The sequence below is a fragment of the Kitasatospora sp. NBC_00070 genome, assembly GCF_045041205.1.
In the GTDB taxonomy this organism is placed as follows: domain Bacteria; phylum Actinomycetota; class Actinomycetes; order Streptomycetales; family Streptomycetaceae; genus Kitasatospora.
The window spans coordinates 7051124-7072566 of the sequence record NZ_CP108247.1 but is presented as its reverse complement, the minus strand read 5'-3'; the positions used below and the strand labels follow the sequence as shown (position 1 = coordinate 7072566).

The 21443-nt window shown below is 73.9% G+C and carries 19 protein-coding genes; 6 read left to right on the top strand and 13 right to left on the bottom strand.

Annotated elements, in window-relative coordinates:
* Positions 1 to 35: 35 nt before the first annotated feature.
* From OHV05_RS31960 to sigJ, 3 genes are read right to left on the bottom strand one after another with little or no spacing between them, the layout of a single operon-like run.
* Positions 36 to 905, bottom strand: coding sequence for a hypothetical protein (locus tag OHV05_RS31960; RefSeq protein WP_405020793.1), 870 nt, complete (start codon positions 903 to 905; stop codon positions 36 to 38).
* Positions 906 to 965: 60 nt separating this feature from the next.
* Positions 966 to 1115 carry a hypothetical protein gene (locus tag OHV05_RS31955; RefSeq protein WP_405020792.1) on the bottom strand — a complete coding sequence of 50 codons (150 nt, stop codon included), beginning with the start codon at positions 1113 to 1115 and terminating at the stop codon, positions 966 to 968.
* Entirely contained in the window at positions 1091 to 2035 is a 945-nt protein-coding gene (gene sigJ / locus OHV05_RS31950; protein ID WP_405020791.1) for an RNA polymerase sigma factor SigJ, read from the bottom strand. Before sigJ ends, OHV05_RS31955 begins: the two co-directional genes overlap by 25 nt.
* Before the next feature lie 134 nt (positions 2036 to 2169).
* On the opposite strand from sigJ, the gene OHV05_RS31945 reads away from it, so the two are divergent.
* Positions 2170 to 2568, top strand: coding sequence for a hypothetical protein (locus OHV05_RS31945; RefSeq protein WP_405020790.1), 399 nt, complete (start codon positions 2170 to 2172; stop codon positions 2566 to 2568).
* A 77-nt stretch (positions 2569 to 2645) separates the two neighbouring features.
* Entirely contained in the window at positions 2646 to 3254 is a 609-nt protein-coding gene (locus OHV05_RS31940) for an SGNH/GDSL hydrolase family protein (RefSeq protein WP_405020789.1), read from the top strand.
* Between the two features lie 45 nt (positions 3255 to 3299).
* Here OHV05_RS31940 and OHV05_RS31935 read toward each other — a convergent pair whose 3' ends face one another.
* Genes OHV05_RS31935 through OHV05_RS31910 form a run of 6 tightly spaced genes read right to left on the bottom strand, consistent with a single transcriptional unit; the run spans position 3300 to position 10291 of the window.
* Entirely contained in the window at positions 3300 to 4133 is an 834-nt protein-coding gene (locus OHV05_RS31935) for an ABC transporter ATP-binding protein (protein ID WP_405020788.1), read from the bottom strand.
* Positions 4130 to 5113 carry an ABC transporter ATP-binding protein gene (locus tag OHV05_RS31930; RefSeq protein WP_405020787.1) on the bottom strand — a complete coding sequence of 328 codons (984 nt, stop codon included), beginning with the start codon at positions 5111 to 5113 and terminating at the stop codon, positions 4130 to 4132. The genes OHV05_RS31935 and OHV05_RS31930 overlap by 4 nt, the downstream gene beginning before the upstream one ends.
* The gene (locus tag OHV05_RS31925; RefSeq protein ID WP_405020786.1) at positions 5113 to 5973 is read right to left on the bottom strand and encodes an ABC transporter permease; all 861 of its coding nucleotides are present in this window, start codon (positions 5971 to 5973) and stop codon (positions 5113 to 5115) included. The genes OHV05_RS31930 and OHV05_RS31925 overlap by 1 nt, the downstream gene beginning before the upstream one ends.
* Positions 5970 to 6944, bottom strand: coding sequence for an ABC transporter permease (locus tag OHV05_RS31920; RefSeq protein WP_405020785.1), 975 nt, complete (start codon positions 6942 to 6944; stop codon positions 5970 to 5972). The genes OHV05_RS31925 and OHV05_RS31920 overlap by 4 nt, the downstream gene beginning before the upstream one ends.
* Positions 6941 to 8563 carry an ABC transporter substrate-binding protein gene (locus OHV05_RS31915; protein WP_405020784.1) on the bottom strand — a complete coding sequence of 541 codons (1623 nt, stop codon included), beginning with the start codon at positions 8561 to 8563 and terminating at the stop codon, positions 6941 to 6943. The genes OHV05_RS31920 and OHV05_RS31915 overlap by 4 nt, the downstream gene beginning before the upstream one ends.
* 27 nt (positions 8564 to 8590) lie before the next feature.
* Entirely contained in the window at positions 8591 to 10291 is a 1701-nt protein-coding gene (locus tag OHV05_RS31910) for an amidohydrolase (RefSeq protein ID WP_405020783.1), read from the bottom strand.
* A gap of 124 nt (positions 10292 to 10415) precedes the next feature.
* On the opposite strand from OHV05_RS31910, the gene OHV05_RS31905 reads away from it, so the two are divergent.
* Together OHV05_RS31905 and OHV05_RS31900 are read left to right on the top strand one after the other, a co-directional pair.
* The gene (locus tag OHV05_RS31905; RefSeq protein ID WP_405020782.1) at positions 10416 to 11111 is read left to right on the top strand and encodes a TetR/AcrR family transcriptional regulator; all 696 of its coding nucleotides are present in this window, start codon (positions 10416 to 10418) and stop codon (positions 11109 to 11111) included.
* A gap of 201 nt (positions 11112 to 11312) precedes the next feature.
* Complete coding sequence (locus OHV05_RS31900) at positions 11313 to 13013, top strand: flavin monoamine oxidase family protein (protein WP_405020781.1); 1701 nt, start codon at positions 11313 to 11315, stop codon at positions 13011 to 13013.
* A 290-nt stretch (positions 13014 to 13303) separates the two neighbouring features.
* Here OHV05_RS31900 and OHV05_RS31895 read toward each other — a convergent pair whose 3' ends face one another.
* Positions 13304 to 14431 (bottom strand): nucleotide disphospho-sugar-binding domain-containing protein, encoded by a 1128-nt coding sequence (locus OHV05_RS31895; RefSeq protein WP_405020780.1) that lies wholly within the window; start codon positions 14429 to 14431, stop codon positions 13304 to 13306.
* Positions 14432 to 14690: 259 nt separating this feature from the next.
* Here OHV05_RS31895 and OHV05_RS31890 point away from each other — a divergent pair, with 259 nt between their 5' ends.
* Complete coding sequence (locus tag OHV05_RS31890) at positions 14691 to 15443, top strand: histidine kinase dimerization/phosphoacceptor domain-containing protein (RefSeq protein ID WP_405020779.1); 753 nt, start codon at positions 14691 to 14693, stop codon at positions 15441 to 15443.
* Between the two features lie 18 nt (positions 15444 to 15461).
* Here the strand turns inward: OHV05_RS31890 and OHV05_RS31885 are convergent, their stop codons facing one another.
* From OHV05_RS31885 to OHV05_RS31875, 3 genes are read right to left on the bottom strand one after another with little or no spacing between them, the layout of a single operon-like run.
* Positions 15462 to 16712, bottom strand: coding sequence for a DUF2201 family putative metallopeptidase (locus OHV05_RS31885; protein WP_405020778.1), 1251 nt, complete (start codon positions 16710 to 16712; stop codon positions 15462 to 15464).
* Positions 16709 to 17935, bottom strand: coding sequence for an AAA family ATPase (locus OHV05_RS31880; RefSeq protein WP_405020777.1), 1227 nt, complete (start codon positions 17933 to 17935; stop codon positions 16709 to 16711). Before OHV05_RS31880 ends, OHV05_RS31885 begins: the two co-directional genes overlap by 4 nt.
* 48 nt (positions 17936 to 17983) lie before the next feature.
* On the bottom strand, positions 17984 to 19357 hold the full coding sequence (locus OHV05_RS31875) for a hypothetical protein (protein WP_405020776.1): 1374 nt from the start codon (positions 19355 to 19357) through the stop codon (positions 17984 to 17986).
* Between the two features lie 477 nt (positions 19358 to 19834).
* Between OHV05_RS31875 and OHV05_RS31870 the strand changes: the two genes are divergently transcribed.
* A complete protein-coding gene (locus tag OHV05_RS31870) occupies positions 19835 to 21427 on the top strand; it encodes an amino acid adenylation domain-containing protein (protein ID WP_405020775.1) in 1593 nt (530 codons plus the stop codon).
* Positions 21428 to 21443: the final 16 nt, after the last annotated feature.

The following is a 21443-nucleotide window of genomic DNA, read 5'->3' as shown; positions in this document are numbered from 1 at the left end:
CCGCCCGCCCGGGCGACGGGCGGGCGGGCCGGACGTCAGAGCACCGGGATGTCCACCTTCAGGACGAAGGCGTGCGGCGCGGGGTCGGCCGGCGCCTCGTACGTCAGGGTGGCGGTGACCGTGCTGCCGTGCGGGGCGGTGGGGCTGACCCGGACGGCGAAGCCCCGGTTCAGCCAGGCCCAGGTGCTGCCGACGGAGTCCGGGCAGATCGCGGTCGTGCCGTCGACCGAGAACTCGCACGGCTGCGACTCCGGCGCCGAGCTCAGGAAGGTCGAGCCCGGCGGCAGTTGGGCGACCAGGCGGCCGCGCCACGGGTAGTCGGTGGACGGGCCGAGGTTGCGCTCCTCGACCTCGAAGTCGGCCGGGTTGCCCGGGGCGGCCGGCAGCGGCGGCCGGGCCAGCGAGAGGTGGGCGCCGGTGACCGGGGCGGAGATCTCCGAGGTCCAGCCGGCGAGGTTGTCGGCCGGGTTCTGCTCACCGTCCCAGCTGACCTCGGCGGTGCCGCCGGGGTAGCTCTTCGGGCCCGGCAGGCCGCTGATGGTGCGTGAGCGCAGCTTGACGTAGCTGCACCGGTTCGGCTGGAGCCCCTGGGCGACCGGGAGCCGGATCCAGTTCCAGCCGCCGTCGGTGGCCTCGCCGGACTCCGGGGAGAGCTGCATGCCCTCGTCCGGCGGCCCGTTGACCACCAGGGTGGCCGGCGTCTGCGGCGTCTCGGTGCCGTGGTTGCAGACCACCACGGTGAACGGCACGGTGGCGCCGGGCGGCGCGGCCGGGTCGGGCGCGGCGACCGTCACGGCCAGGTCGCGGGCGTACGGCGGAGCAGGCTGCGGGGACGGCGCGGCCAGGGCGGTGACGGGGACGAGAGCGGCCGTCAGCGCGACGGCCAGGGTGGCGGGGATCCGCATGGGGTCTCCATCAGGACGGGCGCGGACGCCGCGGGTCGGCGTCCACGTTCGTCCACGAAGCTATGCCCGGCGGCCCACCCGGACCGTGCCGACGGCGCCGACCGGCGCCCGACCTTCGCCCTCCCGGGTGACCCGGGCCTGCTGATCGGGGCCACCCCGGTCCACCGCCAGGATCTGGCGCAGGGTCAGCTCGCGCCGTCCACGGTCCACGCGCCGAGCTTCTCCGGGTTGCGGACCGCCCAGATCCGGGCGACCCGGCCGTCGGCGATTCCGATTGCCGCCACGGTCACGGTGCTGCCCGAGTGCTGGGCGACCAGGCCGGGCAGGCCGTTGACGGTCCGTTCCAGCAGGGTCAGCCCGGGCGCCCGGTCGGCGATGGTGATCAGGTACTGGGCGATCCGCTCGCTGCCCTCGACCGGACGGAGTGCGGCACCGACCAGGCCGCCGCCGTCGGCCGTCATCGTGGCGTCCGGGGCCAGCAGGCCGACCAGGGCCCTGATGTCCCTGGCCTCCCACGCCTCCTTGAAGTGCCGTACCAGACCGGCCTGCCCGGCCACCGGCACCGCCGGAACCCGCGCGTCGGCGACCCGACGGCGGGCCGAGGAGGCCAGCTGCCGGCAGGCGGCCGGTGTCCGGCCGACGATCTCGGCGACCTCGCCGAAGGGGTAGCGGAAGACGTCGTGCAGGATGAACGCCACACGTTCGGCCGGCGTCATCGACTCCAGCACGACCAGGAAGGCCATGTTCACCGACTCGTCCAGGGTGATCCGGTCGGCGGGGTCGGCGCCGTCTCCGCCCTCCCGGCCGCTGAACCACTCCGTCCGGTCGGGCAGCGGCTCGGGCACCCACTCGCCGACGTACCGCTCGCGCCGGGCCCGGGCCGAGCCGAGCTGGTCCAGGCAGATCCGGCCGGCCACCGTCGTCAGCCAGGCACCGGGCGAGTCGATGGCCCGCTGCTGCGGCCCCGACATCGCGTACCAGCGGGCGTAGGTCTCCTGCACGGCGTCCTCGGCCTCGGCCAGCGAACCCAGCAGCCGGTAGGCGAGGTTGGTCAGGTGCCGCCGCTCGCCGACGATCACGCTCAGGTCCGGCTCCGGACGGTCGTGCCCTGCCTCGGTGGTGGTGCTCATGCTGCGACTGCTCCCCTGGCTCTGCTCGTCCGCCCCGGTTCCCGACGCCTCGCCTGACATTTCACGGGCCTGCGTCGTCGGACTACCGAGACACTACTGATCCACCGCCGCGAGGCAGAACGGGGGACCGCATCATGGGCGCCCAGACGACGGCCGGACCGACCCGGGCCACCTTCGTGCAGGTCTCGGTCGCGCTGCAGACCCTGGCCATCTTCTTCCAGGCGAGCACCGCCGGGCTGCTGCTCTCCACCTCCTACGGCGAGACGCTGCACAGCGTCGGCGCACGCGTGATGTACGGCGCGTCGATGCTCTACGTGCTCGCCGCGGTGCTGGCCTGGAAGCCGGGCGGCGGGTCGCCCCGGCCGGTCCTGTACTCCACCGGCTTCCTGGTGCTCGCCTCGCTCCAGGTCGTCCTGGGCGTCGCGCACGTACCGTCGGTGCACCTGCCGCTCGGCGTCCTGATGTTCGGCCTGAGCCTGCTGGACCTGGGCCTGCAGCTCTCCGCCCGGCGGCCGGACCGCGCCCGGTCGTAGCCCCCGCTCGTACCGTCATGATCGAATGACCTCCGTGCGCCGGACCGGGCGCACCCCGAGGAGCAGGGGATGATCACGTGATCGAGCTGTCGGCGAGGCCGATGACCTGGGTGGCGGCCGGTGACAGCATCACCCAGGCCGTGCAGCACACCTACGGCGCACGCGGCTGGGTGGAGCACCTCCACGAGCGGATCCGCTGGCAGTTGGACCGGCTGACCGACATCGTCGTCAACTCCGGCGTCTCGGCCTGGTGCGCCAGGGACGTGCTCGGCAGCTACGACCACCTGATCGGCCGGTTCGCCCCGGACGTGCTGTCGATCTCGCTCGGCACCAACGACGCGCGGGCCGGGCTCGACGGGCTCGACGTCTTCCACGCCGACCTGCGGGCCATCGTGGCCCGGGCCGACGGGGCCCAGATCGTGCTGCACACACCCGTGTTGACCAGCATGAGCGGCCGCGCCGCCCGGGCCGAACTGCCCGCCTACTGCCGGGCCGTCCGGGAGATCGCGCGGGACACGGGCGCCCTGCTGGTGGACCACGAGGCGCACTGGCTGGCCCGGTTCCCCGCCGGCGCCGACCCGATCCCCTGGCTGGACGACCCGGCGCACCCCAACGCCGTGGGCCACCTGCAGATGGCGAACCACACGCTGCGCACGCTGGGGCTGGGCGAGTTGACGGACGTCTAGTTCGTCACCGCAGCTGCGGAGCCCCCGGCCGGGGGCTCCGCACCGCTACCCGGCCGCGAGCTCCCGGCGCTGCCCGCCGATCGCCTCGGGGTCCCAGCCGGGGTGCGGGACCGAGGCCAACAGCAGGCGGGTGTACGGGTGTTGAGGCGTGGTCAGCAGGTCGGTGACCGGCTGGTGCTCCACGGTCCGGCCGCGGTACATCACCAGCGCCTCGTCGCAGACGTACCGCACCACGGCCAGGTCGTGGCTGACGAAGACCAGGCCGATGCCGGTGTCGCGCCGGATGTCGGCGAGCAGGTTGAGCACCTGGGCCTGCACCGAGACGTCCAGGGCCGACACCGCCTCGTCCAGCACCAGGACGGCGGGCTCGACGGCCAACGCCCGGGCGATGGCGGCGCGTTGGCGCTGGCCGCCGGAGAGCTGGCGGGGCAGTGCGGCGGCCTCCCGGTCACCCAGGCCGACCTGGGCGAGCAGCTCGCGGACCCGGGCCGCCCGGGCCGGGGCGGAGTGCGAGCCGTGCAGGCGCAGCACGCCGTCCACCGTGGCGCCGATGCCGATCCTGGCGTCCAGCGAGAGGTACGGGTCCTGGAAGACGATCTGCACCGCCTTGGCCCGGGCCAGCCGGGCCGCCCGCCCGCGCACCCGGGCGGCCAGCGGGGTGCCCTGGACCAGGATCTCGCCCTGGTCCGGCCGTTCCAGGCCGACCAGCATCCGGGCGGTGGTGGTCTTGCCGGAGCCGGACTCCCCGACGATGCCGAGAGCGCCGCCGGGACGCAGCGCGAACGACAGGTCGTCGACCGCGACCACCTGGGTCCCGCCGGAGGGGTAGGTCTTGCGCAGGCCGCTCACCTGGAGCAGCGGGCCGGGGTCGGTGGTCAACGGTTCTCCTGGGCGGCTGGGTCGGCGAGTTCGTCCACCCGGTGGCAGGCGACCAGCGCGGCCCCCACCGGGATCAGCGCGGGCACCGCCTGGTCGCAGCGCCCGGGCCGGGCGAACCGGCAGCGGTCGAAGAAGGCGCAGCCGGGTGCGCTCTGCGCCAGGCTCATCGGCGTGCCGGGGATCGGCAGCAGCCGGGAGAGCGGGCCGTGCAGTGGTGGCGAGGAGCCCAACAGCCCTGCGGTGTACGGGTGTCGGGGCGCGGCCAGCAGCTCGGCGGCGGTGCCGGTCTCGACGATCCGCCCGGCGTACATCACGTAGATCCGGTCGCAGGTGGCGGCGGCCAGGTCGAGGTCGTGGGTGATCAGCAGCAGGCCGAGGCCCTGCTCCTGTTGCAGCCGGCGCAGGATCGCCATGATCTCGGCCTGGGTGGTGACGTCCAGGGCGGTGGTGGGTTCGTCGCAGAGCAGCAGGCGGGGTTCGGCGGTCAGCGCCCCGGCGATCATGACGCGTTGCAGCATGCCGCCGGACATCTGGTGCGGGTACTGGCGCAGGTGCCGGGGCGGGTCGGGCAGGCCGACGGCGCCGAGCAGTTCGAGCGCGCGCCGCTCCGCCTCGGCCCTGGACCGGCCGCCGACCAGCCGGAGCTGTTCGGTGAGGAAGTCGCCGACCCGGCGCACCGGGTTGATGCCGGCCCGTGGGTCCTGGAAGATCATGGACGCCTCGCCGGTCCGCACCGCGCGCAGGGTGTCGGCGTCCGCGCCGATCAACTCATGTCCGGCGACCCGGACTTGGCCGCCGACCCGGGCGCCGGCCGGCAGCAGGCCGAGCGCGGCCCGGGCGGTCACCGACTTACCCGATCCGGACTCCCCCACCAGCGCGACCGCCTCGCCCTCGGCCACGCTCAGGCTGACGCCGTCCAGGATCGGCCGGGCCATCCCCGGCAGGGCGACGTCGAGCGCCTCGTACTCAAGAATCGGCATCAGGATTCCCTCCCGGCGAGCCGGTCGCCGAGGTGTTCCCCGACGACGTTGAAGGCGACCACGACCAGCACGACCGCGACGGCCGGGACGATCGCGGACAGCGGCTCCCCCTGCAGGACGGCGGCCTGGCCCTGGTTGATCATGGCGCCCCAGTCGGGGGTCGGCGGCTGGACGCCGAGCCCGAGGAAGGACAGCGCGGCCAGGTCGAGCAGCGCGTAGCCGAAGTTGACCGTGGACTGGGCCAGCACCGTGGGCATGATGCCGGGCAGCAGCCGGCGCAGCGCGACGAACACTGCCGAGTGGCCCTGCACCCGGTAGGCGGCGATGTACGGCCGGACCTTCTCCTGCGCGGTCAGGCCGCGCACCAGCCGGGCGGTGTACGGCAGGTAGGCGATCGCCATCGCGAACACCGGGGCGGTCAGCCCCTTGCCGAACAGCGCGACCGCGAGGATCGCCAGCAGCAGGGCCGGGAAGGCGAACAGGACGTCCAGCACCCTGCCCACCACCGTGTCGACCCAGCCGCCGCGCCAGGCGGTGAACAGTCCCACCGCGATGCCGCCGAGGGTGGCGAACACCACCACGGCCAGCGGGCCGACCAGGCTGGTCCGGGTCCCCTCGATCAGCGCCGAGAAGGTGTCGTGCCCGCCGCCGTCGGTGCCGAGCCAGTGGTCGGGGCCTGGACCGGCGAAGTTGTTGCCCAGTTCGCCGTAGGTCGGGTCCTGCGGGGCGAGCCACGGTGCGAACACCGCGACCAGCACGAACAGGGCCAGCAGCACGGTGCTCAGTCCGGCCAGCGGGCCGCCGCCGATCCGGCGCAGCGCGCCGAGCGGGCCGCCGAGCGGGGAGGTCGAGATGTTCACCGGGCTCCTCCGGCCGCGCGCACGCGCGGGTCGATCAGCGGATGGACCAGGTCCACCACGGTGTTGACGACCACGAAGGCCGCCACCACCAGCAGCACGATCGCCTGGACGACCTGGAAGTCCAGCTGGTCGACGCACTGGACCAGCAGCGAGCCGATGCCCGACATGCCGAACGCGGTCTCCACGATCGCGGTGCTGACCAGCATCCCCGAGACCAGCAGGCCGCCCACCGTGACGATCGGGCCGAGCGCGTTGCGCAGCACGTGCCGCCGGATCACGGTCCGCCGGGGCAGGCCCCGGCTGAGCGCCACCTCGACGTGCTCGCGCCGCAGTTCGTCGAGCATCGAGGACCGGGTGACCCGGGTGACCAGGGCCATGAAGGTGACCGACAGCGCGATCGCGGGCAGCGCGACGTGGTGCAGCCGGTCCAGCAGGTCGGTGCCGTTGCCGATGGTGGGGAACCAGCCGAGCTGGACCCCGAGCACGGAGCGCAGCACGATCGCGGCGACGAAGGAGGGCACCGCGGCACCGACCGTCACCAGCAGCAGCACGGCCGAGCCGGTCCGGGTGCCGCGCCGCAGCGCGCCGACGATCCCGGCGCCGACGCCCAGCACGGCGATCAGCAGTGCCGCCACCCCCACCAGCAGCAGGGTGGCCGGCAGCCGGGCCGCCAGCACCTCGCCGACGCTCTGGTGGAACAGGTACGACCGGCCGAGGTCGCCGTGCAGCACGCCCTCCAGCCAGTGCCAGTAGCGGACCGGGAACGGGTCGTCGAAGCCGTACTGCTGACGGATCGCCAGCAGTTCCTGCGGGCTCGCGCTGCGGCCCTTGACCAGGAAGCTCGCCGGGTCGCCGGGGGCCAGGTAGAGCGAGGAGAACACCAGGAACGAGGTGACCAGCAGGGTCACCGCCATCCCCAGCAGCCTGCGCGCCGCCGACCCGGCCGCCCGGAGTGCGGAGGCGGGCGTCATCCCTTGGCGCCGATCTCGGCGGCCCACGGGTAGTAGAGGTAGGCGATCGACGGCTTGACGCCGGTGATCTTCTTGCCGAGGAAGACGCTGACCGGCTCGGTGTACAGCGGCAGCCAGGGCAGCTGGGTCATCGCGATCTGCTGGGCCTCCCCGGTCGCGGCGGCGTGCGCGGCCGGGTCGTAGGCACCGACGGCCTTGTCCACGGCCGCGTCGAACTTCGGGTCGGACCAGCCGCCGTAGTTGCTGAACGCGTCGGTGCGCAGCGAGCTGTACATGTCCAGCGGGTCGGTGATCGAGGTGTACCAGAAGGTCAGGAACAGGTCGATGCCCTCGCGCGCGGCCGCGTCGGTGAACAGCGCGGTGTACTTGTCCGCCGCGATGGTGTCGATCTCGGGCTTGAGCCCGATCGCGGTGGCGGCCTGGGCGACGGCCTGGGTGATGATGGTGGTCTGCGAGTCCAGCGGGCTGGTGGCGATCACCACCTTCTGGCCGTTCACCCCGGCCTCGGCGGCGAGCGCCTTGGCCTTCGCGGGGTCGTACGGGTAGTCGGGCAGCGCCTTGAGCAGGTCGGCCGCGCCCGGGGCGCCGTTCCAGTTGTTCGCCGTCACCAGGGAGTTGGCCACCTCGCCGACCCCACCGGCCCCGGCCTTGACGATGCCCTTGCGGTCCACCGCCATCAGCAGCGCCTGCCGCACCCGGGCGTCGCCGAGCGGGCCCTTGAGGTTGTTGACCACCTCGGTGGCGACGGTGGTGTTCTGGCCGAAGTAGAGCGCGCCGCCCGGGGTGGACTTCAACTGCGCGTACGCGCCCGCCGGCACCATCCAGCCGCCGTCCACCTCGCCGGTGCGGAACGCGTTCACCCGGGTGGTCGGGTCGGCCAGGAAGACGAACTTCGCCTGCGCGGACTTCGCCTTGAGCTGCGGGTTCCAGTAGTCGTCGAACCGCTTGAGGGTCAGCGACTGCCCGGAGGTCCAGGTGTCGAAGGAGAACGGCCCGGTGCAGTTCACCCCGCCGGCCGGACTGCCGTAGTCCTTGCCCGCCTTGGCCAGCGTGGCGGCCGACTCGATCACGCCGGGGCCGGCGCCCAGGTACTTGTTGAAGGTGGAGTCGGGTGCCTTCAGCGTGACGGTGACCTCCAGCGGACCGGTCCGCTCGATCGTCTCCACGTTGCGGTACTGGTTTCCCCAGACGCTGCCCACCTCCGGGTCCAGGTTGCGCCGGAGCGAGGCGACCACGTCGTCCGCGGTGAGCACGGTGCCGTCGTGGAACCTGACGTTCGGCCGGATCTGGTAGACCCAGCTGGTCGGCGTCGGATTGCTGTACGAGCTGGCCAGGTTCGGCGAGCTGGTCAGGTCCGGGTTCCAGCGCAGCAGGCTCTCGCAGACGTTGGCGAGGATCTGGTTCGGCGGGAAGTCGAAGGCGTAGGCGTAGTCGATCGTGGTCGGCTCGCCGAACAGCGACCAGGTGAACGAGTCCAGCTCACCGGCGGCCGCAGGGGTGGTGTCGGTCAACTGCCAGCCGGCGCCGGTGCCGTCGGCCTGCTTGGCGGTGCCGCTGCACCCGCTGACGGCCAGGGCGGTGGCCAGGGTGACGGCGGCGAGGAGGCTGCGAGGTCTCATGGGGGTCCTTCGTGGGGGGAGGGGCGGTCAGGAGGTGGCGGTGAAGACCGCTCGGCCGTCCAGGTAGGTGCGCAGCACCCGGGTGCGGCCGATCTCCTCGGCCGGGTGCTCGAAGGGGTCGCGGTCCAGCACGACCAGGTCCGCGTACTTGCCGACCTCGACCGTTCCGGTGACGTCGTCCAGGTGGTTGGCCCAGGCGCTGCCGGCGGTGTAGGCGGTCAGCGCCTGAGCGAGCGTCAGCGCCTGCTCGGGGTAGAACGGCTCGCGCGGCTTGTGGTCGTCCGAGGCGTTGGGGGCGTCGAGCGGTACGGCCCGGTTGACCGCGACGTGGATGCCCCAGAGCGGGTTGGGGCTGCTCACCGACCAGTCACTGCCGGCCACCAACTGGGCTCCGGCCCGCTGCAGGTCGCCGAACGGGTACTGCCAGGCGGCGCGTTCGGGGCCCAGGAACGGGATGGTCAGCTCGTCCATCTGCGGCTCGTGGGCGGCCCACAGGGCCTGGATGTTGGCGCCCGCGCCGAGCTCGGCGAACCGGGCCAGGTCGTCGGGGTGGATCACCTGGAGGTGCGCCAGGTGGTGGCGGTTGTCGCTCGGGCCGTTGGCCGCCCGGGCGGCGGCCAACGCGTCCAGGGCCTGCCGGACGGCGCGGTCGCCGAGGGCGTGGAAGTGCACCTGGAAGCCGGCCGCGTCCAGCGCGCGGACCGCCTCGGTGAGCACCTCGGGGCCGACGAAGGTCAGCCCGGTGTTCTGGGTCGGGCAGCCGCAGCCGTCCAGGTAGGGCTCCAGCATGCTGGCGGTGAAGTTCTCCGCGATGCCGTCCTGCATGATCTTCACGGTGGTGGCGGCGAACCGGCCCACCCGGCCGCCCCGGCGGCGCTCCTCCAGCTCGGGCAACTGCTCCAGGCCGCGTTCGCGGTCCCACCAGAGCGCGCCGACCACCCGGGCCTTGAGCGAGCCGTCCGCCGCCGCGCGCAGGTAGACCGGGTAGTTGTCGGGGTTGCCGGGGAAGGCACCGATCATCGCGTCCTGCCAGCTGGTCACCCCGAGCGAGAACAGATGCTCCTGGGCCACCAGCAGTCCGGCGTGCGCCTCGTCCGGCGTCGCGACCGGGACGTGGTCGGCGACCAGGTCCATCGCACCCTCCTGGAGGGTGCCGGCCGGGCTGCCGTCGGCCTCCCGCTCGATCCGGCCGTCCGCCGGGTCCGGGGTGTCGCGGTCGACGCCCGCGAGCCGCAGTGCCGCCGTGTTGACCCAGGCGCCGTGGCCGTCCCGGTTGGTGAGCAGCACCGGCCGGTCCGGCACCACGGCGTCGAGCATCGCCCGGGTCGGGACGCCGCCGGGAAAGACGTCCATCGACCAGCCGCCGCCGCAGATCCACGGCTTGTCGGGGTGCGCCTCGGCGTAGGCGGCGACCACCGCCAGGTAGCCCTCGACCGAGCGCTCGGCGGACAGGTCGCAGCGCAGCATCTGCACCCCGGCCACCGCCGGGTGCACGTGGGCGTCCTGGAAGCCGGGCACCAGCAGGCCGCCGGCAAGGTCGACCACCTCGGTGTCCCGGTCCACCAGCAGCCGGACGGCCGCCTCGTCGGCCACCGCGACGATCCGGCCGTCGGCCACCGCCACCGCCGCCTCGATCGGCTCGGGGCCGGTGGCGGTGAAGACCCGCCCGCCGACGAAGACGGTGTCCGCCCGCTGCCCGTGCTGCCCTGGTGTGCCCTGTGTCGTCAACGGAACTCCCCCTCGGCGGGGCTGGCCCGCACGGCGTGTTGTTGAGGAGGAGTGAACGGCAGCGCAACACTGTTGTCAACGGTGTTGCGCCAACTCGTGGGCACATCGATACACTGTGGGCACCATGTCGAAGCCACCTGTGACTCCTGCCCGCAGCAAGCGCGTTGGCGCCCAGCTGACCCCCGAGACGATCATCGACGCCAGTCTGCGGATCGCCGCCCGGGGAAGTGCCGACGCTTTCACCGTCCGCCGGCTCGGCGAAGAGCTCGGCGCCGACCCGACCGCGATCTACCGGCACTACCGCGACAAGGACGAGCTGCTGCTCTCCGTCGCCGACCGGACCCTGGGCGAGGTGCTGGACAGCATCCCGGCCGGGCTCGACTGGAAGGGACGGCTGCGCGCACTGGCCGACGGCTCGCTGGCCGTCGCGCTCAAGTACCCGGCCGTCAGCTCGGCGATGGCCAGCCGGACCACCCGGCGCACCAACGAGTTCCGGGTGGTCGAGCTGATCCTCGGGGCCGTCCGGGAGGCGGGGCTGGACGGCGTCGACGCGGCGGTGCACTACCGGATGGTCGGCGACTCGCTGCTCGCCTACGTCGGCCAGCGGGCCGCCTACCTGCTCTTCGATCCCGAGGTCAGGGCCGGTGACGAGTCCTCCTGGAGCCGCGAGTACCGCCTGGTCGACGCCGAGGGCTTCCCGAACATCGCGGGGCTGGGCCGGGAGCTGGCCGAGGTGACCCACGATCAGATCTTCCACGCCAGGGTCGAGGCCCTGATCACCGCGATCGAGCAGCGGGCGGCAGCGGCCCGGGAGGCGTGACGGCGGGCCCGGCCCGGGAGCCGGGCCCGCGGCAGGGTGCGCAACACCGTTGACAACAGTGCTGCGCGAGCGCTTCACTGCCCATCAACTCGAAAACGCGTCGGGCGCCATGCCGCCGCGCGAGCCTCTCCGATCTGTCTGCACCTGCCGGCACCCCCACGTCTGCCGCAGGGAAGTCATCCCTCCGAGAAGAGGCACCACATGGACCGCGTACCCACCGGCCTGCCCTCGACCCGCCCCGGCTCCCCCGGCTCCCCCGGCGGCGACCGGGCCGGCCTGCCCGCTCCGCTGCGGGCGGTCTTCGCCGCGCACGGCGAGGCCCGTCGCCGCCGGATGCCCGTCGCCGAGGTCGTCGGCGCACAGGCCGAGCAGGCCCGGCAGGTCAAGCAGGCCGAGCAGGCCGCCCGTACCGAGCCCGGGCTGAGCCGCCGCCGGCTGCTGGGCAGCGCCGGCGCACTCGCCGCCGCCACCGTGCCAGCCGGGCTGCTCGCCCCGTCCCGGGCCGCCGCGGCCACCGCACCCAGGGTGGTGATCGTCGGGGCCGGGCTGGCCGGGCTCCGCTGCGCCCACCAGCTGTGGAACCGGGGCAGGCCGATCGCCGCGACCGTCTACGAGGCGGACACCACCCACCTCGGCGGCCGCTGCTGGTCGCTGCGCGGCTTCTTCGCCGGCGGCCAGGTCAGCGAGCACGGCGGCTCGTTCATCAGCTCCACCGACAAGGCCGTGCTCAACCTGGCCAACAGCCTGGGCCTGCAACGCGAGTACGCCAACGGCGGCGCGCTGGACTCCGGCGACTACGCGGGCTGGGTCAACGGCTCGCTCTACAACGGCGAGCAGCAGCAGGACGACTGGGCGGCCGGCGCCTTCGACGCCTTCAGCGCCTCCTACCGGGCCATCGGCACCCCGCGCTACGACAACCACACCGCCGAGGCCCGTCGGCTCGACCAGCTCTCCTGCCTGGACTACCTCGCCGAGATCGGCCTCCCCGCCAACTCCCGGCTCGGCCAGCTGATCCAGTCGCTCCAGCTGCAGTCGGGCGGCGAGCCCGGCCAGTCCTCCGCGCTGAACATGATCGGCTTCCTGGGCGCCTCCAGCGTCTTCGGCGCGGGCGGCGGCTTCGACGAGAAGTACCATCTGGTCGGCGGCAACGACCAGTTGGTGACCGGCATGGTCGGCCAGCTGCCCGCCGGGGCGGTCAAGCAGGGCTACGAACTGATCGCCGTGGTCCGGAACGGCGACGGCAGCTACACCTGCACCTTCGACCACTGCGGTAGCACCGTCTCGGTCCCGGCCGACCACCTGGTGCTGGCGCTGCCGTTCAGCATGCTGCGCAAGGTCGACCTGTCCAGGGCCCAGCTGTCCCCGCTCAAGCTGACCGCGATCCGGCAGCAGGGCATGGGCCAGAACGGCAAGTTGGTCACCCAGCTGACCAGGAAGACCTGGCCCGCGCTCGGCTGCAACGGGATCTCCAACACCGGCCCGCTCGGCTACCAGACCGCCTGGGACGGCTCGGTGCAGTCGGGCGAGACCGGCGCCCCGGCCCTGCTGGTCAACTTCCCCGGCGGCGACGGCGCCCGGGACCGCCTCACCGGCGCGGCCCACGGCCCGGCCCCGGCCGCCGACGTGAACTCCTTCCTGGCCCAGATCGAGCACGTCCTCCCCGGCACCACGGCCGCCTACAACGGCCGGGCCTACGAGGACCACTGGTCGCTCGACCCCTGGCACCTGGGCGCCTACCACTACTACAAGGTCGGCCAGTACACCTCGTTCGCGGGCTACGAGGCCGTCCAGGAGGGCCGGATCCACTTCGCGGGCGAGCACACCGACGTGGACAACGCCACCCTGAACGCCGCGGTGGCCTCCGGCGCCCGCGCGGCCGGCGAGATCACCGCACAGATCTGACCACCCGTCAGAGCGGTGCGGCCCCGCCCGGGCCGCACCGCGACGGGGCGGACCGAATTCGGTTGCCCCGGGGTGGGGCCGTCACCCTAGGGTGACGGCCATGCGCCCTCAACTGAGCGCCGCCCTCAGCGCGGTGTGGTTCCGTCTGCCCTTACGCCGTCGAAGATCCGCCACCCTGGCCGGACGGCGGACGCACCCACTGCCGACCGCCGGCTGCCGTCCGGACCGCCCCTCCGACCGGGGCGAGGGTTACACCCCCCGCCCGCCGACGTGACAGCTCCCGGGCGGTCTCAGCGGGCGGCGGTCGCCAGGGCCTCGATGGCGGGGACCAGCGCCGCCGGGGTGGGGAGGGCGTCGTTCTCGGCCCGGAGCCGGACGGCGGCCTCGCGCAGCGCCGGGTCGGTGACCAGGCGGACCAGCAGCGCGGTGTCGACCTCGCCGGAGCGGGCCTGCAGGGCGGCGCCGGTGGCGGCGAAGGTGTCGGCGGTGCTGAAGTTGTCGGCGCCCTGCGGCAGCAGCAACTGGGGGATGCCGACCTGCAGTCCGGTCAGCGAACTGCCCGAGCCGCCGTGGTGGACCACCGCGTCGCAGACCCGCAGCAGCTCCGCCAGCGGGACCCACGGCAGCGGGCGGACGTTGGCCGGAAGCGTACCGAGATCACTCAGGTCGGCGTCCCCGACGGCGAGCAGGAACTCGGCGTCCACCGAGGCGGCCGCCTCGATCAGCCGGGTGATCGCCTGCACCCCGTCCACCCCGGCGATCACGGTGCCCAGGGTGACCGCGACCCGCGGCCGGGTGCCCCGGCGCAGCAGGTCGGTGGGGACCACCCCGCCGCCGTTGTACGGGAGGTAGCGCATCCGCAGTCCGCCCTGGTCCCCGCCGAGCGAGGCCGGCACGATGTTCAGCGGGGTGGTCTCGGCCGGGCCGGCCACGCCGTACGCCTCGTAGACCTCGGTGAAGTGACCGGCCAGCCGGGCGGCCATCTCGAGGCCGGAGCTGACGCCGAAGTTCTGCAGCGCCGCCGGGATCTTGAGCTTGGCCGCCACCAACTGGGCCGAGGCCAGGCAGGAGTCGTGGATCAGCAGGTCCGCCTCCCACTCCCCCGCCACGGTCAGCAGGCCGTCCACGGTGGCCCGGGAGGCGTGCGCGAAGGCGCGGGCACCGATGTCGAGGAGCTGGTCCTCGGTCAGATCCGGCCGGGCGTAGCGCGGCTGCTCACCGCTGACCGCCTGGAAGGACTCCAGCAGACCCCGCCCGTCGCCGATCTCGACGATCGGGAAGCCCGCCTGCCGGAGCTGGTCCATCGGCCTCGGGCTGGCGAACAGCACCTCGTGCCCGGCGGCCCGCAACGCCTGCGCGGTCGGCACCATCGGGAACAGGTGGCTGGGAGCGGCCGGGCCGGTGAAGAGAATGCGCACGGTGGTCTCCTGCTCGGTAGCGGATCACACGGGCCGGTGGCCCGCCGCTCCGTCAACCGACGGACGATCAGTTCGTGTTCCCCGCATGGTCGATAATCGGACGTTCTGCGCCGGGTCTTGCCCGACGGGGCGCGGTGTGCTCCGCCGGCGCCGGCGGTGCCCCGCTCCGTACCCCGGAGGATCCGTACCCCCGGAGGAGGAGGGCGGCTCAGCACTGCGGCCGACTCGGCGACCGCGGCCCGCTGCCTACGCTGACGACGTGTACCGACTCCACGCGTGGTTCCTCCGCCGTCCCGGCATCGGTGACGGCGCCTGGGCGATGGGCCTGTTCCTGCTGGGCTGGTGGGCGGCGGCCGGTCGGCCGGGGCCGGTCGGGCCGCCGCAGCTCGGCTGCCTGGCGGTCGGCTGCGGGTTCGCCGTCCTGATGCTGGTCCGACGCCGGCACCCGGGCCTCGCCGTGCTGGGCGGGATCGCCCTGGGCTTCGGGCAGTTGGCGGTGGGCGCCGGGCCCGGCCCGCTCCAGGTCGGCTGCCTGGTGCTGGCCCGCTGGGCCGGCTGCTTCGGGTCACCCCGGGTGGCGCTGGCCGCGTTGGCCGGGGCGCTGGCGGTCGGGCCGCTGGCCGTGGCGCGAGGGCTGGCCGACGGCGGTCTCGGCTCCTTCTCGGCCGGGCAGCTGCTGCTGGTCTCCGTGACGTACCCGGTCCCCTTCCTGCTCTGCTGGGCCTGGGGGCTGTGGTCCCGGGCCCGTCGCGCGGAGCTGGCCGCCCTGGCCGACCGGGCTGCGACGGCCCGCGCCGCACTGGCCCGGGAGGCCGTCCGCGCCCGGATGGCCGAGGAGTTGCACGACGTGATCACGCACGACCTGACGGCGATGACCGTCCAGGCCGGCGGCGCCCGGTACGTCCTGCCGGTCAACCCCCGCCTGGCCGGGGAGGCGGTGCACGGCATCGGCGACCAGGGGCGCCGGGTGCTGACCGAACTCGCCCGCCTGGAGCGGGTGCTGAGCTCCTGACTCCGACGCCGCCGGGGCTCACCGGCCACCGGGTGCCGACCCGATCTCCACCACCCGGGCCCAGTCGGGTGGCGGGTCCGGTACGTAGTCGGGGTCTTCCTCGTCCCACGACCGGGCCGTCCGTGGCCGGGGGAACAGGCCCACCACGGTGCGGCACGGTGGCCGCCTGTCGGGCCAGGGTGTCTGACCGTCGGTCAGGGCCACGATTACGTCCGGCCGGGGCCCCGTGCGGAGCGCTTCGGCGAAGCCGGTCCGGAGATCCGTACCGCCGCCGCCCGTCAGCGGGATGCCCTCGGCCCGGCACAGCGGGTGCACCGTCCCGGCCGCCGCATCGCAGCACAGCACGCTGACCAGGTCGCGCCGGCCGCCCACGGCCCGGGAGATCGCGGCGACCTCCAGGAGCGCGCTGCCCAGTTCGGCGTCGCTGACCGAGCCGGAGGTGTCGATGATCACGACCACCCGGGGCGGGCGGCGGCGCAGGCTCGGCAGAACGGCGCCGGGAACTGCGGCCGAGCGCCGCGCCGGGCGGCCGTAGCTGTAGTCGTCCGCGCCGGCACCGGAGGCGGCGGAGCGGACCGCCGCCCCCAGCAGCTCCCGCCACTGCTGCGGAGCCTGGAACGCCTCCTCGGCCCAGCGCTGCCAGCCCTCCGGGGCGTCCCCGGGCCGGCCGCTGATGCCCTGCGCGACCCGGAACCGGACCGCGTCGCGCTCCTGCGGACTGAGTCCGTGCGCGCCGTCCGGACCGGTCTCCCAATCCCGCTCGAGCCCATCGGCGCCACTGCCGCAGTCCAGCCAGGCGAGCTGCTTGGTCAGCGGGCCGAGCCGGAACCGGGTCAGGTACTCCTCCATCAGCTCGCCCTCGGGCAGGCTCAGGTCCGCCGGCACGAAAGCGCCTTCGGGGCGGACCAGACCGTCACCGTACGCGTCGTCGTTGATCTCGCAGTCGGCGGCGATGTTCATCCGCAGCCGCTCCGCCGGGCCGCTCAGCCCGCGCTCGCGGGCGAACCGGTCACTGCGCCCGTGGTGGTCCCGGAGCAGGTGCGAGACCTCGTGCACCCAGACCGCGGCCAGCTCCTCCTCCGGGGTCCGGGCCACGAAGGCGGGCGAGACGTAGCACCGCCAGTGCCGGTCGACGGCCATCGTCGGGACCCGGCGCGAGGGCACCACGTGCAGCGCGAACAGCGCCGTCGCCAGGTACGGCCGGGCCCGGGCGGCGTGCAGCCGGGCGGCGAACAGCTTGTCCCGGTCGAGCTCAGGCACGGTGGTCACCGGCCCGCCTGCGCGCCGACGGCGATCCGGGCCGCCGTCCGGTCGGCCCGCTGGGAGAGCGACACCACCCCGGCCAGCCGCTCGATCGCCGGCGGCACGTCCCAGTCCTCCCGGCGCAGCGCCGCCAGGGTGGTCGCGGGGACCACCACCAGATCGGGCGCACCGGTCTCCAACGCGCGGACCAGCAGGGCCCAGGCGGAGTCCCAGCGGCCCTTCTCCGGCCGGTTGCGGACCGCCGCCACCACGCCGTCGAGCACCGCCTGCCGCAGGTCGCCCCGCTCGGGCAGCTCGGCACCGGCCGGGTCGGCGAGCAGTTCCTCGGGATCGGGGAGGTCCAACCGGTCCAGGCTCGCCAGCAGTTCCAGCCCCGGGCCGTCCCCGACCGTCCCACGGACCAGCAGCGAGAGCACCTCCCTGGACGAACCGGCCGCCGTCGCGAAGGCCACCAGACACAGCGTCATCTCCCAGCTCCGGGGCGACGGCCAGGGACCGCCGCGGCGGGTCTCGCCGGACGGCAGCCGGTGCACCAGGGTGGGCCGGGCGGCAAGCAGACCGCAGACCGCCCGGCGGGCGAACTCCACTGCGGTCGCCAGCCGTTCGGGATCGAGCCGGGGCAGGGTGGCCCGAGGCCAGGTACCGCCCAGGCCGCGCACCACCACCTCGTGGTCGTGGGTCCACTGCAGGTGGACGAACCGGTTGGCCAGCGGCGGGCTCAGCTCCCAGCCGTCGGCCGCCGAGGCGCGCGGGTTGGCGGCCGCCACGATCCTTACCCCGGGCGGCAGTTGCAGCGCACCGATGCGCCGTTCGAGCACCAGGCGAAGCAGCGCGGCCTGGACGGCGGGCGGCGCGGTGGAGAGCTCGTCCAGGAAGAGCAGCCCTCGGCCGGCCCGGACCAGCCGGACGGCCCAGTCCGGCGGCGCCATCGGCACGCCCTGCTCGGCCGGGTCCTGGCCGAGAACGGGCAGCCCCGAGAAGTCGGAAGGTTCGTGCACGCTGGCGATCACCGTGGTCAGCGGCAGCTCCAGCGAGGCCGCCAGCTGGGTGATCGCCGCCGTCTTCCCGATACCGGGCTCGCCCCAGAGCAGCACCGGCAGGTCGGCGGCGACGGTGAGGGTCAGCGCCTCCAGTTGGACGTCCGGGCGGGGTTCGGTGGTGGAGTCGCGGAGCAGGGTCAACAGCTCTGCTGCGACGTCGAGTTGGGTGAGCTGGGAGTACGTGGACATGTCTGATCACCTGTGGTCTGTCGAAGTGCGGGACGGGGTCCCGGGGGTTCAGTGGTTCAGCGCGTGGCGCGGGTGCGAGCGGCGCATGGCGGTGCGGCGGCCGTCCGTCCGGCCGCGCAGCGGCCCGACACCGGGTCCGGCCAGGCCCGCCCGGAACAGGCCGTAGCTGATCCGCCGCTGCGCGACGGTCTCCAGCTCGTCCCGCAGGTCGCCGCTGCGCAGCAGGGCGTTGGGGCCGAGCAGGCCCTCGACCACCGTGAGCGCGCCGGCGATGTCGCCGTGGTCCAGGCGTTCGCGGACGCCGACCAGGCAGTCCGGGTGACGGTGCGCCAGGTCGATCGCCCGCAGGCAGGGCAGCGGGGTGCCGGAGAGTGCGACCAGCAGTTCCTCACGCCGGAGCTCGGCCGGATCGTGGTCGAGGGCGGACAGGACGCCGTCGACCAGGCCGATCCGGTGCCGGGCTCCCCGGCACTCCACCAGCTGTGGCTGCCCCGCCGGGTCCGGCCGGTGGGACGGGGCGGTCGGCGGGTGGTCGGGGACCAGCGCCGAGGCGACCAGCGGGTGCAGGCGGTCGGCCTCGATCAGTCCGGCCCGGAGCAGGTCGAGGTCGGGCAGCGTCCAGGTCGCCGCGTCGGGCAGGACGGGCGGCGGGGGTGCCCCGCGCTCCCGGGACGCGACGGCGGGCCGCAGGGTCGCGCCCTGTGCTCCGTCCAGCTCCAGAAGCAGCCGGTGCCGGGCCCCGAGCCGGACACCGACGGCGCCGGTGGACCGGCCCTCGGCCCGGAGCAGGACGGCCGCCTCGGCCGCCCAGCGGTCGACGGCGCACGAGTAGCCGGGCGGCACCAGGGCCGTGAGCTCGGGAGTCGCCGGTGGACCACCGTCGGCTCCGGAGCGGCTGCGCAGCTCACCGGCCCGGCACGCGTCCCAGAGGTGACGGTGCAGGTCGAGGCGGAACCGCGGGTCCGGGCGGGGGTGCGGCGGGCCCCAGGAGGTCGGGGCGGCCCGGGAGCCGTCCCAGACCCCGAGGCTGACCCGCTGGCCGGCGTCCGCCCAGGCGGGCGGGGTCCGGACCACCAGGTGCACCGGGTGACGCCCGTCGGTCCGGTACCGGGCCAGCGCGATGGTCAGCCCCGGGCGGAGCAGCCCGTCCGGGGCGATCCTCGGCAGGTGCCAGCGCAGCAGATCCGGTGCCAACCGGCGCAGATCCGACCGTACTTGGGAGGCGAGCTCGCGGCCGTGACGGTGCGTCAGGCCGCGCAGGCCGAAGTCGAGGTCGACGCCTGCGGCGGTGCACGCACCCGCCCAGTCCCCGGCGTGCCGGCGGGCGGTGGCGGTTTCGATCATCGCGGGCGGCACAGCGAACTCGCGCACGCGCAGCCAGCGGGACAGCCGGGAATCCCCATTCGCGATCCGAGTGAGCATCAGCACTCACCTTGCGCGGACGGGACCCCCGATCTCTGAACGGAGTGAGTAGTCATCGCGGATGACCCTAGCTCCCCGCCTTCCGAACGGCCAGGACCTTTTTCCGGTGACCCCGGGACGGGCGTTCCGCCGCGTACTCGGCCGAACCGGGTCGGAACACCCGCCGACTTCGCCCGGCCCGTCAGGAACCGGACACCCGACTCCGGTGCGGGTAAAGGAAGTTGAACTACCGTGACCGGCGAAGCTGGTGCCGAGGTGTCAGTTCTCGGCCATTTCCGCCGGCACGTCGACCGCCGGTGAATTCCGCATACGGAGCGCTGCGGCGGTATGTCCGCCGGGCCATGACGCAATGCAGCCGGGCGCGCACGAGGCGGAGTCGGCGGCAGGGGTATTCCACCCTCCCGAGCAGGCCAGGCCCGTTCACGGGTCCGCCACGCGGCCTTGAGGAAACAGCCTCAACAACCATTGTGGCGACACATGTTCGAAGGTAGAGTCCCGGATCGCCGAGCACGAATGGGCGCTCGCGAAGCATTACCTGGGGCGGGCATGTCAAATAATCGCGGCGCCAGCGAGGTCGGTTCCGACCTTTTTGACGCGTTCAGGCAAACTACTCTTCGCTTCCCGGATCGTCCGGCACTCATCCACCACGGACGCACCGTCAGCTACCGCCGGCTCGACGAGCTGGTGAACACGCTTGCCGCACAACTGGGTTCCAATCCCGGCGTGGTTGCCGTGCAGGCGACGCACACCCCGGAAACGGTGGTCGGTCTGCTCGGTGTGCTGGCCGCCGGCGGGGTCTACTGCCCCGTCGATCCGGCATTCCCGGCGGACCGGCGACAGGCCATGCTGTCGGCGGTCGACTGCCGCACCGTGCTGGGTGCCGATCCCGGACCGGCGGACCAACTCGGCCTGAGACAGCTCGATTTGAGCCGACTCGAGACGCCGGCCGAGCACCCGGCGGCGACGGCCGACCTCCGGCCGCCGGCCGCCGACGCACCCGCCTATGTCCTCTTCACCTCGGGCTCGACCGGGCAGCCGAAGCCCGTCGTCACGCCCCGCCGGGCGATCTCCGCCGCCGTCCACTCGCTCCGGCACCTGTTCGGCTTGGCCCCCGAGGACCGGGTCCTCCAGTTCGCCTCGCTGAACTGGGACACCTGCTTCGAGGAGATCCTGCCGACCCTCACCGCCGGTGCCGCCCTGGTGCTGGACCGCGAGGCGCACTCGGGTTCGTTCCCCCGGTTCCTGCGGATGGTCGAACGGGAGCGGATCACCGTCCTCGACCTGCCGACCGCCTTCTGGCACGAGCTGGTGCTGCACCTCACCGAGGACCGGCTCGCCCTCCCGGACTGCGTACGCCTGCTGGTGATCGGCGGCGAAGCGGCGAGCCCGGCCCGGCTGGCCGACTGGAGCCGGCTGGACACCGACCGGATCCGGCTGCTCAACACCTACGGCTGCACCGAGACCACCCTGGTCACGCATGCCGTCGACCTGCACGGCCCCGAGGCCCCCTCCCCCGGGTGGGACTGGGCGGCCGGCACCCCGGCACCGATCGGGCGGGCCCTCCCGCACGTCGTCCAACAGATCGGTGAGCGGGGCGAGTTGCTGATCGGCGGCCCCGCGCTGGCGCTCGGCTACCTCGGGCTGCCCGAGGCCACCGAAGCCCGGTTCACCCTGGTCGACGGCGAGCGGCGGTTCCGCACCGGCGACCGGGTGAGCAGCACACCGGACGGCCTGCTCACCCACCTGGGCCGGCTCGACCACGAGATCAAGGTGCGCGGCATCCGGGTCGATCCGGGCGAGGTCGAGGCCCACATCGCGAGCCACCCCGGGGTCCAGGCGGTGGCCGTGGTGGGCACCACGCTGGCCGGCCGGTCCGCCCTCGTCGCCTACCTGGTCCCCAGGACCACCGCCGCAGCCGGGACCTTGGACACCGATGTCCGGTCCTATCTGCGCGGGCGGGTGCCCGGCCACCTGGTGCCGAGCCGGATCACCGTCGTCCCCCGACTCGTCCTCACCGCAACCGGAAAGGTCGACCGCGCGGGCTCGCACCTGCGCCACGCGGCGCACTGACACAGCGCACCGACAC

What these genes read in the sequence shown, in the direction of transcription:
- OHV05_RS31960 (WP_405020793.1), bottom strand. Translation starts at nt 905, where the DNA reads ATGCGGATCCCCGCCACCCTGGCCGTCGCGCTGACGGCCGCTCTCGTC.
- sigJ (WP_405020791.1), bottom strand. Translation starts at nt 2,035, where the DNA reads ATGAGCACCACCACCGAGGCAGGGCACGACCGTCCGGAGCCGGACCTG.
- OHV05_RS31945 (WP_405020790.1), top strand. Translation starts at nt 2,170, where the DNA reads ATGGGCGCCCAGACGACGGCCGGACCGACCCGGGCCACCTTCGTGCAG.
- OHV05_RS31930 (WP_405020787.1), bottom strand. Translation starts at nt 5,113, where the DNA reads ATGCCGATTCTTGAGTACGAGGCGCTCGACGTCGCCCTGCCGGGGATG.
- OHV05_RS31920 (WP_405020785.1), bottom strand. Translation starts at nt 6,944, where the DNA reads ATGACGCCCGCCTCCGCACTCCGGGCGGCCGGGTCGGCGGCGCGCAGG.
- OHV05_RS31915 (WP_405020784.1), bottom strand. Translation starts at nt 8,563, where the DNA reads ATGAGACCTCGCAGCCTCCTCGCCGCCGTCACCCTGGCCACCGCCCTG.
- OHV05_RS31905 (WP_405020782.1), top strand. Translation starts at nt 10,416, where the DNA reads ATGTCGAAGCCACCTGTGACTCCTGCCCGCAGCAAGCGCGTTGGCGCC.
- OHV05_RS31900 (WP_405020781.1), top strand. Translation starts at nt 11,313, where the DNA reads ATGGACCGCGTACCCACCGGCCTGCCCTCGACCCGCCCCGGCTCCCCC.
- OHV05_RS31880 (WP_405020777.1), bottom strand. Translation starts at nt 17,935, where the DNA reads ATGTCCACGTACTCCCAGCTCACCCAACTCGACGTCGCAGCAGAGCTG.
- OHV05_RS31875 (WP_405020776.1), bottom strand. Translation starts at nt 19,357, where the DNA reads ATGCTCACTCGGATCGCGAATGGGGATTCCCGGCTGTCCCGCTGGCTG.
- OHV05_RS31870 (WP_405020775.1), top strand. Translation starts at nt 19,835, where the DNA reads ATGTTCGAAGGTAGAGTCCCGGATCGCCGAGCACGAATGGGCGCTCGC.